Raw genomic sequence first — 12,006 nt, 5'->3', positions numbered from 1 at the left:
TAAATGTTATAAAAATAATTAGTGATGAATAAATTCATATATACCAGGGGACAAGAATACCGTTCTGTTAGTGAGATTGTTTTTAGTTCGATGCTGTTTTGCACAACAAAACCCCGGATGGCACTCAACCGGGGTTTCTGGATGGAACATCAGTCCTCTGGAATAAATGAGGCTGATGACACCGCTTACGGAGAGGTCGTTGGGCATCATTCCCGTTATTTGTTGTTGTACGGATCCATCAGCCAAGACTGGGGATGGTCATTGACCCAATCGCTCCAGGTGGTGACGGTCAACGGAAACTCGGCCAGCATCCGGTCGGCATGCTCCCCGGATATACAGCGGAACTGCCTGTTCTCGGTTTCCGCCGGTTGATGGGAAACTTCCAGTTTGGTAAATGGCGGTCCGCAATCACAATTGACTGGAAGCCACATACTCCCGGTTTCATAATCCCACAGAACGAATGTGTAATTATAAGTCCAGCCGGAAGGGGAGAAAGTCAGGGTCTGGTCCTCGATATTTCGTCTGTTCACGACAGACACATCACGAAGCGGTCAGTAGGCGACCAGCAAAGCTTCATTTGTGATCGTGTCGTTGGCGGTCTCGACGCTGGTCAGATCCTGGACCCGGTAAGCCCGTGAGTTTCCATTGACAGTTGTGCCGATTACACGGAAGGTCTCATGGGGGGCCGGGTAGCCGACATCTCCGGGCTTCAGGAAAGCCGGGTTGATGATTGGCGTGAAAGCGTACGGTCCAAGACCAAAATTATAATTGTCGGGATCAAGATCGTACTGCCAGTAAGCATGGGTGACGTCCCAGTCGAATCCTGTCTGGTCGGTGATTACGATTCGTTCGATTCCATCATCGCAGTCATGGCAGGGCATATTCCCGCCGGCAAAAGCGAAATTGATCAGGTAGACCGCGTCGGAGACATCGATCAGGTCATCGCAGTTCACCTGGGCTGATTCGAGCGGCAGAGGGATCGAGCCCCCGGCGAAGACATAGTTGATAATATACACCGCGTCGGAGACATCGACGCTCAGATCGCTGTTGGCATCACCGCACATAAAGGTCTGGCCGATCAGGAAAGTCGACAGAGAGCGCGCTTTACCGCAGATTGTATTCTGAATCGTGTCGACAGATATGGCTATTTCGCGCCATCTGCCATCGTCGAGGTAGAGCATCCCCAGACCGGTTTCCCCGCCGATGAAAACATCCTGGTCGTAAGCGATACAGATTTCGATGCTGTCATAGTATGATGCCGAACTGGCCATACGGTAGTAGCGCGAATCAGAATCGAGGGGAAACGAAGCGAATTCGAGTGGAAGCGGTGGTCCGCTGGTGAGAGTGACGAGTTCGGTCTGGCCTTCGACCGCGACGCTGTCGAAGGTAACTACCAGGCTGTCGCCGAATGCGACCTCGACATCCTGGCCGACCGGGGTAGTGACAAAATCGGCGGGCTGGTCAGGAAAAACCATCGATTCCGCATGCGTGATCGCGATCGGAATCAGTAGTAATCCTGCGAGAAAGGAAAACAGATGTAATGGGTTTTTTCCCATGCTGCACCTCCAGGTTTGAGTGACGTTCTGTCATCTGGTTAAATGGTACAGCAAGTGCCTTTGTAAACTATAACGATCCGGGTCCGATAATGTTCAAGCAATACTTTATTGATTTGCGGGTGAACCGAAATTATTGACCTTCCATTGACCGTCAGTTTTTATGACATAGAAACTGCAGTCCTCGTCCTCTTCACCCCGGAAAGCGGCGGTAATACATACCCTGCACTCGGTATCATTACCCTGATTGGTGACTTTGCTGGCCGACTTGATCGCGAATCCCATCTGTTTTTGCTGTTTGATCTGTTCGATCATCGGTTCATTCATGAACATAGCCCGCACCAGGTAATGGATAGTGTCGGTAGAGTATGCCATCATTGTGGCGGAATCGGCCTCGGCCAGGGCGGTGGCAAACTTGAGCGCCGCTTCCACACAGGAACCTTCCTCGACCTCGGCGAGTGTCACCGGAGGCTCTTTGACCAGTTCCTCTTCGACTTTATTGGCGGCTCTCCGGGCTTCTTCCTGCTGACGTTTCTGGATAAGTTCCTGCACCGTTTCAGGTTCATCATCGGTCTGGCAGGAAACTGCCACTAAACTTAGAACTATTAACGAGATCACGATATATTTCATAATCAAGACTCCTTTTTCATTAAGCTCTTGGACTCATCCCAGAGCGCGTCCATCTCGGCCAGGTCTGAATCTGAAAGAGATCTGCCCTGTTCTGCCAGTTTTTTCTCGACGTACAGAAAACGGTCCAGAAACTTTTTATTTGTACGGGCAAGGGAGCTTTCAGGGTCGATTTCGAGAAATCGTGCCAGGTTTACCACTGAGAACAGCAGATCGCCGATTTCTTCCTCGATCTGGTCGTGATCGGAGGCATCCAGAGCTTCTTTTAGTTCCTCCATTTCTTCGCCGACCTTTTCATAGACCTGTTCCGAATTCTCCCAGTCGAATCCGAATCGAGAAGCCTTCTGCTGGAGCCGGAATGCTTTTAAAAGCGCCGGCAGGACTTTCGGGATACCATCCAGGGCTGATTTCCTGTGTCCTTTTTTCTCGGCCAGCTTGAGTTGTTCCCAGTTCTGGGTAACTTCTTCCGGGCTGAGGTCCTGTTTCTGTTTGAAAATATGGGGATGGCGGTGGATCAGTTTTTTGTTTATAGATGCGGCCACATCCTCGATATCGAAGCGACCATCCTCGGAGGCTACCTGGGCGTGAAAGACAATCTGCAAAAGCAGGTCGCCGAGTTCCTCCGCCATCCTGTCCGCCTGGTTATTTTCAATAGCTTCAATGACTTCGTAAGTTTCCTCGAGCAGGTAAGGAACCAGGCTTGAGTGGGTCTGTTTCAAATCCCAGGGACATCCGGAGGGAGATCGAAGGGTTTTCATAATCCTGACAAGTTCATCGAAGTTTGACATTTTCAGTCCCAAAGTTAATATATTTTAGCAACTTTACCGATATTTGTGGAATATACAGACGCAGTTTGATTAGTCAAAGCCCGAATTAAGTAATTCTTGACAAAACCTGAATTTTATGTAACATATCAGGTCGAAATTTTTTGACTGGGAAAGAAAGATGGTGGATATACCTAAACAGTACAACCCGCATAAGTCCGAGAACAAGTGGTACGACTACTGGCGCAAGCAGGGGATATTTCATGCTACCGCTGAAGACGACGGGCGTCCGGCCTATTCGATCGTGATTCCCCCGCCCAATGTCACTGATGTTTTGCATCTCGGGCATGCGCTCAATAACACCCTGCAGGATATCATGATCCGCTGGAAACGGATGGACGGTTTCGAGGCTGAATGGCTTCCCGGTGCCGACCATGCCGGAATCGCCACCCAGGTCAAGGTGGAAAAGGAACTGGTCAAGGAAGGTACCAGCCGTCAGAAGGTCGGCCGTGAGAAGTTTCTCGAACGGGTCTGGGCCTGGAAGGATGAGAAGTACCAGAATATCATCAACCAGCTCCAGCAGATCGGCTGTTCCTGTGACTGGGAGAGAGCGCGTTTCACAATGGATGAGGGACTTTCCGAGGCGGTCAAAGAGGTTTTTATACGCCTGTACGAGGAGAAACTGATTTACCGTGGCGAATATATCACCAACTGGTGCCCGCGCTGTCTGACCTCGCTTTCCGATGACGAGGTCGAACACGAAGAATTCTCCTCTCATCTCTGGTATGTCCGCTATAAAGTCAAAGGCACCGACAGTTACCTGACGGTTGCGACCACCCGTCCGGAGACGATGCTGGGTGATACCGCATTGGCCGTCAATCCGTCTGATAAGAGATATCAAAAATATGTCGGCAAGACCGCGATTCTGCCGATCCTGGAGCGTGAACTTCCGATCGTGGCCGATGATTATATCGACCCCGAATTCGGTACCGGTGTTCTGAAGGTTACACCGGCCCACGATCCCAATGATTTTGAAATCGGCCAGAGACACGATCTGCCGCGCGTAAATATTTTTACCCCTGACGCTCGCTTAAACGAGAATGCCGGAAAATTCAAGGGTCTCGACCGTCGCGAAGGGCGTAAAGCGGTCGTGGCTGAACTCGACAAAAAAGGTCATTTGAACGACACGCAGGATTACCAGGTCTCGGCCGGTACCTGTTACCGGTGTCATGAGATCATAGAACCATATTTGACAACCCAGTGGTATGTCAAAATGAAACCGATGGCCAGGCCGGCGATCGACGCCGTCAAGTCGGGTGAACTCCGATTTCATCCCGATTACTGGTCCAAGACCTACCTGCACTGGCTGGAAAATATCCGCGACTGGTGCATTTCTCGCCAGCTCTGGTGGGGTCACAGGATTCCGATCTATTATTGCGACGACTGCAGTCATGTCTGGGCTTCCAAACATGATCCTGAAAAGTGCCCGGAATGTGAATCAACTGATTTTCATCAGGACGAGGATGTCCTGGATACCTGGTTCTCTTCGTGGCTGTGGCCGTTTTCCACTTTTGGATGGCCGGAAGAGACTGCCGATCTTAAACGTTTTTATCCGACCAAATCACTTTTTACAGCTTCGGAAATCATATTTTTATGGGTCGCCCGGATGGTCATGGCTGGTTATAAGTTCATGGGCGAAATTCCATTTAACGATGTTTACATCCATGGCACAGTGCGGGACGGGCAGGGGCGCAAGATGTCCAAATCGCTCGGTAATGGAATCGACCCGCGCGATGTAATCAAGGAATACGGGGCAGACAGCCTCAGGATCTCACTGCTTCTGGCAACACCGGAGGGGCAGGATCCCTGTATCACGTTCAATACATTCGAGTTGGGACGCAATTTCGGCAACAAGCTCTGGAACGCGGCGCGTTTTGTGCGGATGAATCTGGGCGAGGAATTTTCGGCCGAGAATTTCGAACGGATTATAAATGATCAGCATCTCGACCTGATCGACCGCTGGATCCTGTCGCGTATGAACGCTACTATCCGGGATGTCCGCAGGAATCTGGATCGCTTCCGTCTGTCGGCGGCGGCCAAGAATCTCTACGACTTCATCTGGCGCGACTATTGCGATTGGTTTGTGGAACTCTCCAAGCCCCGTCTGTATGATTCCGACAATGCCGATCAGCAGGCAGCGGTGCGTAATGTGCTGGCCTATGTGCTCGATAATATTCTCAGGCTTTTAAGCCCCTATATGCCGTTTTTGACCGAGGAAACCTGGCATCGTGTGCGTGAAATGGCGGATGATTCCGGGCAGACGATTACTACTCAGAAGTTTCCCGAAGCCGACGAGAGCCTGATCGATGAACATCTTGAGAAAAAAATGGACTCGATTCAGCATGTCGTCTCGACAATCCGATCCACTCGGGCGGAAATGAATGTTCCGCCCTCCAAGCGTGCCGATGTCTATATCCGTATAGATAACGGTGACCTGTTGACCGTGATTGAAGATTATTCTGATTATATCCGCAACCTGGCCCGGATCGAAAACCTGTTTGTCGGCCAGGATATCAAAAGGCCTTCACAGTCGGCATCAGCAGTCATCCGCGGGGCGGAAATCTATATCCCGCTGGCCGGGTTGATTGATATCGACACGGAAAAAAAGAGAATCGACAAAGAGCTCGAAAAAGTTAAGAAACAGCTCGAAAAGACCACCAAGAAACTGGGCAATATGGAGTTCGTGCGCCAGGCACCCAGGGAAGTGGTCGAAAAAGAGAAGAACAAGAAAAAAGATTTCGAACAAATAATTGATAAACTCAATAAAAACCTGGAACAGATCGTCGGCTGGTAAGATTTTGCTTGCCATTGGAGATCGATTTGTTTATTATCCGGTTTTATTTGAGGAGGAAAAAGTGGCGAAAGTTTGCGATATCTGTGGGAAGAGGCCGATGTTCGGTCATAACGTCTCCCATGCCCATAACCTGACCAATCGCAGGTTTAACCCGAATCTTCATAGAGTCCGGGCCAAAGTCGGCACCAAAATCAAACGCATCAGGGTCTGCTCATCCTGTTTGAAAGCCGGCAAAGTAATCAAAGCTCCCCGGCGCCCCTCGGTAGCATAGATATCCTTCCCCGGTATTGAAGCTGTCCGTTTATTCCCGGCGCCATTTTTTTTGGGGGCGGTCCGATCTGTGGCGTGAGGCGTAATCCATTAAAATATAAAGAGTTGACGTGTTGTGTGGTAGTTGCCGGGGTTAAATATAACTGTTTTTGTAATATTTTATGAAACCTGCGAAAAACTATTGTGTTATACTTTAAAAAGTAGTATTATAGATATACGAGGCTGAGTTTGTAAATAGGACTCAAGGGTATAAACATTTTATGGAAAGGTTTACCAATGCAGATATCTCGTAAGTCTGATTATGCCTTAAGAGCAGTGACCTATCTGGTTAACCAGCCGGATGGCAAGAGATCTTCGATTTCTGAAATCGCAGAGGCCGAGGGTATCCCGCGTGATTTTCTGGCCAAGATCCTCAAAGAGTTGTGCCGGGCGGGATTTCTGAAATCCTTCCAGGGCGTCACGGGTGGTTACACCCTGGCAACTGACAGGTCAAAGATCAACTTCCTGAACGTGATTGAGGCGATGCAGGGCGAAGTCCATGTCAGTCTCAGCCTGGAAGAGGGCGCTGACGGCCTGGGAACCCAGAAGACCTCGAGTGCCATGATTCCGTTCTGGAAAAAGATCCAGAAGAATGTAGTCAAGGAGTTGCAGTCGGTATCATTTGATGATCCGAAGTTTATTAAGAAGTAAACACGATATTATAGATCGCCCGCAAATTGCGGAAATCAAACAGCCGCTTCGCGGCAGGGGGCTCTGCAAGCTTTTTAGCTTGTTTTAAAAGGGGGAATCCGTAATTTAACCCGGTGCAGGTTAATTACGCATTTTCAATTCTTTTTCTGGCCATGCTGTCGGTCGGATGGGCGGCGATTTTTATACGCTGGTGCGATGGGATCGACCCGCTTCTGATCTCGTTTTACCGCATGGCCTGGGCGACTGCTCTGCTTCTGCCAGTCAGCCTGATACGGGCCAAAAAGATCTTTATCGGGATCAGCCGCAGGGACTTTTTAATGATGGTCTTTATCGGGTTTATCCTGGCACTCCATTTTGGCACCTGGATCTCATCGCTGTTTTACACTACGGTTGCCAGTTCGACTGTCCTTGTGACTACCCAGCCGATCTTTCTGGTGTTGTTTTCGATGCTGTTCACTTCTGAGAAAGTTCGGGGTACGTCGATTCTGGCCATACTTTTGGCTCTTTCAGGAGCAATCGTGATAGGTCTGGGCGATCTCAGGTTCACCGGTGACTATATCAAGGGCGATCTTTTGGCGATTGCGGGTGCTGTCTGTGTCGCGATTTACCTTTTTCTGGGACGACAGGTCCGCCAGCGGGTGGCGAATCTGGCTTATGTGCAGATAGTATATGCCAGTTCGGCCCTGTTTCTGCTTGCGGGTGTTTTGATATTCTCCGATTTCAGCTACGATTTTCCTCTCAGGCAACATATCTGGCTTCTCTGTCTGGGACTGATTCCGACGGTTTTAGGCCATACGCTTTACAGTTGGGCTCTGAAGCAGATGCGTGCCTACCTGGTGGGAACTTCGATATTGGGTGAACCTGTTGGAGCGAGCTTTTATGCCTGGCTTATATTCAAGGAAATTCCGCCCGAAACGACGATCTATGGCGCGCTTTTGATCTTTGCCGGGGTGGTTACGCTGTTTTATTCGGAGCGTAAAAATATCGCTTGATTTAGATGCAGTAAATTGTTAGATATGGGTTTGCGATGGGGCAGTAGCTCAGCTGGGAGAGCGGTACGTTCGCAACGTACAGGTCGGCGGTTCGAGCCCGCTCTGCTCCATAAAATTTTTTCCGTGCTAAGTGGGGAGCTAGCGGTGCCCTGTACCCGGAATCCGCTATACCGGGGCTGAATTCCCGCTAGAGGCCTGTCAGCGGCCGGGGCGAAAGTCTTAAGCGGTGTTGATGGTCAGGTCCCGTGCAATCCATAGTTTCTGAACCCCGTCAGGACCGGAAGGTAGCAGCGGTAAGAAGCTCCCTGGATGTGATACGGGGTTGCTTGACCTGAGCTGGCTGGGGCTGACGGTCCGCGCTTGCGGGGCCGATAGCGGGTGCACGGGTAAATTTCTAATCCGGATATATAAATTTATGTCATACCTGGTTCTGGCTCGTAAATATCGACCGCAGAGATTCGAGGATGTGGTCGCGCAGGAGCATATCACAAAAACGCTCCAGAACGCGATCAGGCAGAAACGTTTCTCTCATGCTTACCTGTTCACCGGCACGCGCGGTACCGGCAAAACGACTACCGCCCGGGTACTCGCCAAAGCCTTGAACTGTGAACAGGGTCCCACACCTGAACCTTGTAACGAATGCCTTAACTGTCAGCAGATCACGGCCAGCTCTTCGCTGGATGTGATCGAAATCGATGCCGCCTCGCATACGGGTGTAGACGATGTCCGCGACCTGCGCGATAATGCCCGTTACACGCCGGCGGCCGGCAATTACAAGATTTACATCATCGATGAGGTCCACAGGCTCTCGGCCAATGCTTTCGACGCGCTTCTAAAAACACTCGAAGAACCGCCGGCCCATGTGATTTTCATCTTTGCCACCACCGAACCGCAGAAGCTTCCGGCCACGATTTTATCCCGATGCCAGCGCTATGATTTCAGGCGCGTACCGTTTAGCGAACTGACGGCTTACCTCGGCAAGCTGGCGCAAATGGAGGAGATTGAAATCGACGAGGACGCCCTGGCTTTGATTGCCCAGAAGGGTGATGGTTCGATGCGCGATTCGCTCTCGATTTTTGAACAGGTGATAGCGGTTGCCGAAGGTCGTATCTCGCGTAAATTGATCGCTGAATCACTGGGGTTGGTCGACCTTGATTTGATTTTCGAATTGACCTCCTGCGTGCTCGAAAAAGATGTCAACAAAACGCTTGATCTGATCGAGCGGATGATTACCGGCGGGATCGATATCAACCAGTTCATCGAGGATATGCAGGAACACTTCCGCAAGCTCCTGATCGTTAACACCGCGCAAAAGGCCACAGATTACCTGGCAGTTTCGGATTATTTCCAGAAAAAATATATGGCTTTAAAAGACGGCTTCACCGACAACGATATCTTCCGTGTGATCCGTATGCTGTCCGAGCTCCGCGCTGATCTCAAAGCGGGAGCAGACCCGGCTCTCTATTTCGAGGTGGCCATGCTCAGGCTGGTGAAGATGGAGTCCTCGGTTACTCTCGAACAGGTTCTGGACAAACTCGGCCAGTTGACTTCCGGCGAATCCACCGCTTCTTCCGGCTCAGCTTCGTTTAAATCAGCTTCTGACTCTAATTCGCAACAAGTCTCGCGCGCCAGGCAGATTAAGCCGAAGCCATCAGCACATGCTAAGGATAACTTGAACTCCGGTAGTTCCAGGCAAGCTTCCGCTAATCCGGATGAGCCCGCTTCTCCGCAGTCGTCGGCCGGGGCTGTGCCGGTCGAGGTGCGTCCGGCGACCTGGATCGATTTTATCAGACGGGTAAAAGCAGACCAGAGGATACTGGGGGAGATGCTGGGTTCGGGTGAATTGACCCGTCTATCGGAGAAGGAAGCCGAGTTGACTTTTGCCGCCAACGGTACGTCTTACCCGCAGATTTTCGAACGTATGGAGCATCGCAGGATTTTGGAACAGCACATGGAATCGGTTTTTGGCCGGAAGCTCAACTTGAAATTTAAAGTCGACAGGAACAAGGCACCCTCCGGGGGGGATGATCGCAATGACGCCAACGATATCAGCGCCGAGGAATTGCTCGAGAGGAAACCGGAATTGAAAAAGATCGTCGACAAAATCGGCGGTGAAGTTAAATCGGTAAAAGTGAACCGTAGAAATAAAGGAGACGGTAATGGCTAAGGGTTTCGGCAACATGATGAAGCAGGTCCAGAAGATGCAGGCCAGGATGGCCGAGGTGCAGGAACAGCTGGCCGAGGAAAGAGTCGAAGGTACTGCCGGGGGCGGTATGGTCAAAGCTGTCGCCAACGGTCGCCAGGAGCTGGTCGAAATCGTGATCGACAAGGAAGTGGTTGATCCTGATGATGTCGAGATGCTTCAGGATTTGATCGTGGCGGCTGTCAACCAGGCCCAGAAGGCGGCTTCGGATCTGGCTTCTGAGAAGATGGATGAGATCACTGGAGGCCTCAACATACCCGGCCTGAGCGGTTTGATGTAAGCATCGATGCTGTCATCCTCACAAACCTTAGAAAAATTGATCCGGGAGCTCTCGCGTCTGCCCGGGATAGGGCGAAAGACTGCCCAGAGGCTTGCGTTCTGGATTCTGAAACAGGATAAAAAGAACGTCCTGGAACTGTCCGAGGCAATCATGAACGCGCGCGAGAAAGTGCGTCCCTGCTCGATCTGTTTCAACATCACCGAAGATGACCCGTGCGCGATATGCCAGTCGGCCAGGCGTCAGCAGGAAGTGATCTGCGTGGTCGAAGAGGCTTCCGACCTGTGGGCCCTGGAACGAACCGGGGAGTACAACGGTCTCTATCATGTGCTGGGCGGTGTGCTTTCTCCCCTGGATGGTGTCGGGCCGGAACAGATTCACGCCAAAGAACTGATCGAGCGTCTGCGGGGTGATGTGTCCGAGGTCATCATCGCCACCAATCCCAATGTCGAAGGTGAAGCCACCGCCTCGTTTCTGACCAAGCTGATCAAACCAATAGGTGTTCGTGTGACCCGGATCGCGCGCGGTCTTCCGGTTGGCTCCGATCTGGAATATGCCGACAACACCACCCTCTCGCAGGCTATCTCCAACCGCCGGGAATTGTGAAACTGTACCTGTTCAATTTCGTAAATACTTCAAAAAACTATAAGCAGGGACTTATATGTCATACGATCTTAAGCTTTATGAAGAATTTATGCTTCTGGCCTTGAAAGAAGAAAGCGGGACTGTGGCGGCTTCGGAGTCGATCGAGTATCCGCTGGCGGCCGCGATCATGACCGAATTGATGCTCAATAAGCGGATCGAGTTGCTCCCGGCAGAAGATGAAAAACAGAAAATTCGCCTGCTCGATCCAAGTACCCTGCATGACGAAATTCTGGATGAAGCGCTTTCAAAAATTGCGAAATCTAAACGAGAACAGACGCTTGGAGAGTGGATCGAACATCTGGCTACGCTGAAAAAGCTGGTTCATCGGACAGCGCACAGACTTGTTCAAAGAGGAATACTTAGAGCTGATGAGGACAAGATTCTGCTTCTGTTCAATCGCAAGATTTATCCCGAACTCGATCCGGAGCCTGAACGAGAAATAGTCGAAAGATTACGCAATGCGATTTTCTCCGTTGATTCCAATGTCGATCCGCGCGATGCCGTCCTGGTTGCGCTGGCGAATCAAACTCACCTGTTGCATCAGAAGTTCGACAAAAATGATTTGAAGGCCAGAGAAGATCGGATTAAGCAGATCTCTGAAGGTAGCTTGACCGCAAGTGCTGCAAAAGAAGCTGTGGAAGCAATGAATACAGCACTTTTGGTTGCGGTATTTATCCCGATTATTTTCGATTGATTTTTTATTCTGTCCGAGCTTTGAAACTACAATAGTTAAATTTATAAGGTGGTAGTAATGAACGAGAAGATATTCAAGGAAATAGTCTGGAGCCAGTTCGGGGCGGCTATCGATATGCTCAAAAACGCGATCATCGAATGTCCCGATGATCTCTGGGCTGATAAGAGTGAGAAACATGAATTCTGGTACATGGCATACCATACTCTGTTCTGGCTGGACTGTTATCTGTATGGTTCGATCGAGGGTTTCAAACCACCGCAACCGTTCGGGCTGGAGGAACTCGATCCGGCCGGAGTAATGCCCGAGAGGGTTTACTCAAAAGATGAGCTATTGACTTACCTGGAGCATGGTCGCAGACGATGCCGGGTGACTATCCAGGCTATGACCGCTCAGGAAGCGGCGACGAAATATGCTTTCGGGAAAGTGGAGATGCGCCG

The 12,006-nt window shown here is 50.6% G+C and carries 13 protein-coding genes, 1 tRNA gene and 1 other RNA gene; 11 read left to right on the top strand and 4 right to left on the bottom strand.

The genetic code is table 11. From position 1 onward, the window contains the following. Positions 1 to 215: 215 nt before the first annotated feature. The 4 genes from GF404_03850 to mazG all read right to left on the bottom strand — a co-directional run bounded on the left by GF404_03850 (position 216) and on the right by mazG (position 2,968). Complete coding sequence (locus GF404_03850; protein ID MBD3381312.1) at positions 216 to 530, bottom strand: DUF3179 domain-containing protein; 315 nt, start codon at positions 528 to 530, stop codon at positions 216 to 218. Positions 531 to 551: 21 nt separating this feature from the next. After that, positions 552 to 1,556 (bottom strand): hypothetical protein, encoded by a 1,005-nt coding sequence (locus GF404_03845; protein ID MBD3381311.1) that lies wholly within the window; start codon positions 1,554 to 1,556, stop codon positions 552 to 554. A 105-nt stretch (positions 1,557 to 1,661) separates the two neighbouring features. Further along, complete coding sequence (locus GF404_03840; GenBank protein ID MBD3381310.1) at positions 1,662 to 2,183, bottom strand: hypothetical protein; 522 nt, start codon at positions 2,181 to 2,183, stop codon at positions 1,662 to 1,664. A gap of 2 nt (positions 2,184 to 2,185) precedes the next feature. After that, entirely contained in the window at positions 2,186 to 2,968 is a 783-nt protein-coding gene (gene mazG / locus GF404_03835) for a nucleoside triphosphate pyrophosphohydrolase (protein ID MBD3381309.1), read from the bottom strand. A 157-nt stretch (positions 2,969 to 3,125) separates the two neighbouring features. On the opposite strand from mazG, the gene GF404_03830 reads away from it, so the two are divergent. From GF404_03830 to GF404_03780, 11 genes are all read left to right on the top strand, one after another. Then, on the top strand, positions 3,126 to 5,798 hold the full coding sequence (locus GF404_03830; GenBank protein MBD3381308.1) for a valine--tRNA ligase: 2,673 nt from the start codon (positions 3,126 to 3,128) through the stop codon (positions 5,796 to 5,798). A gap of 61 nt (positions 5,799 to 5,859) precedes the next feature. Beyond that, positions 5,860 to 6,069 carry a 50S ribosomal protein L28 gene (rpmB, locus tag GF404_03825; GenBank protein ID MBD3381307.1) on the top strand — a complete coding sequence of 70 codons (210 nt, stop codon included), beginning with the start codon at positions 5,860 to 5,862 and terminating at the stop codon, positions 6,067 to 6,069. Between the two features lie 275 nt (positions 6,070 to 6,344). Further along, positions 6,345 to 6,758 carry an Rrf2 family transcriptional regulator gene (locus GF404_03820; GenBank protein ID MBD3381306.1) on the top strand — a complete coding sequence of 138 codons (414 nt, stop codon included), beginning with the start codon at positions 6,345 to 6,347 and terminating at the stop codon, positions 6,756 to 6,758. Positions 6,759 to 6,871: 113 nt separating this feature from the next. Continuing rightward, the gene (locus GF404_03815; protein MBD3381305.1) at positions 6,872 to 7,750 is read left to right on the top strand and encodes an EamA family transporter; all 879 of its coding nucleotides are present in this window, start codon (positions 6,872 to 6,874) and stop codon (positions 7,748 to 7,750) included. 37 nt (positions 7,751 to 7,787) lie between these two features. Continuing rightward, a tRNA-Ala gene (locus GF404_03810) sits at positions 7,788 to 7,860 on the top strand. Positions 7,861 to 7,871: 11 nt separating this feature from the next. After that, an RNA gene (gene ffs / locus GF404_03805) (signal recognition particle sRNA large type) lies at positions 7,872 to 8,136 on the top strand. Positions 8,137 to 8,165: 29 nt separating this feature from the next. Further along, entirely contained in the window at positions 8,166 to 9,917 is a 1,752-nt protein-coding gene (gene dnaX, locus GF404_03800) for a DNA polymerase III subunit gamma/tau (GenBank protein ID MBD3381304.1), read from the top strand. Beyond that, positions 9,910 to 10,233 carry a YbaB/EbfC family nucleoid-associated protein gene (locus GF404_03795; GenBank protein MBD3381303.1) on the top strand — a complete coding sequence of 108 codons (324 nt, stop codon included), beginning with the start codon at positions 9,910 to 9,912 and terminating at the stop codon, positions 10,231 to 10,233. The genes dnaX and GF404_03795 overlap by 8 nt, the downstream gene beginning before the upstream one ends. Positions 10,234 to 10,239: 6 nt before the next feature. Further along, entirely contained in the window at positions 10,240 to 10,836 is a 597-nt protein-coding gene (recR, locus tag GF404_03790) for a recombination protein RecR (GenBank protein ID MBD3381302.1), read from the top strand. Positions 10,837 to 10,891: 55 nt separating this feature from the next. After that, the gene (locus GF404_03785) at positions 10,892 to 11,569 is read left to right on the top strand and encodes a hypothetical protein (GenBank protein ID MBD3381301.1); all 678 of its coding nucleotides are present in this window, start codon (positions 10,892 to 10,894) and stop codon (positions 11,567 to 11,569) included. Between the two features lie 57 nt (positions 11,570 to 11,626). Then, the coding region (locus tag GF404_03780) for a DinB family protein (GenBank protein MBD3381300.1) at positions 11,627 to 12,006 on the top strand (380 nt) is incomplete at its 3' end.

Source organism: Candidatus Zixiibacteriota bacterium (assembly GCA_014728145.1).
Classification (GTDB): Bacteria; Zixibacteria; MSB-5A5; order JAABVY01; family JAABVY01; genus WJMC01.
Note: the sequence above shows the minus strand (reverse complement) of the source record. Positions and strands in the feature narration are given on the sequence as shown.

What these genes read in the sequence shown, in the direction of transcription:
- GF404_03845 (MBD3381311.1), bottom strand. Translation starts at nt 1,556, where the DNA reads ATGGGAAAAAACCCATTACATCTGTTTTCCTTTCTCGCAGGATTACTA.
- GF404_03840 (MBD3381310.1), bottom strand. Translation starts at nt 2,183, where the DNA reads ATGAAATATATCGTGATCTCGTTAATAGTTCTAAGTTTAGTGGCAGTT.
- mazG (MBD3381309.1), bottom strand. Translation starts at nt 2,968, where the DNA reads ATGTCAAACTTCGATGAACTTGTCAGGATTATGAAAACCCTTCGATCT.
- GF404_03830 (MBD3381308.1), top strand. Translation starts at nt 3,126, where the DNA reads ATGGTGGATATACCTAAACAGTACAACCCGCATAAGTCCGAGAACAAG.
- GF404_03820 (MBD3381306.1), top strand. Translation starts at nt 6,345, where the DNA reads ATGCAGATATCTCGTAAGTCTGATTATGCCTTAAGAGCAGTGACCTAT.
- dnaX (MBD3381304.1), top strand. Translation starts at nt 8,166, where the DNA reads ATGTCATACCTGGTTCTGGCTCGTAAATATCGACCGCAGAGATTCGAG.
- GF404_03795 (MBD3381303.1), top strand. Translation starts at nt 9,910, where the DNA reads ATGGCTAAGGGTTTCGGCAACATGATGAAGCAGGTCCAGAAGATGCAG.
- recR (MBD3381302.1), top strand. Translation starts at nt 10,240, where the DNA reads ATGCTGTCATCCTCACAAACCTTAGAAAAATTGATCCGGGAGCTCTCG.
- GF404_03785 (MBD3381301.1), top strand. Translation starts at nt 10,892, where the DNA reads ATGTCATACGATCTTAAGCTTTATGAAGAATTTATGCTTCTGGCCTTG.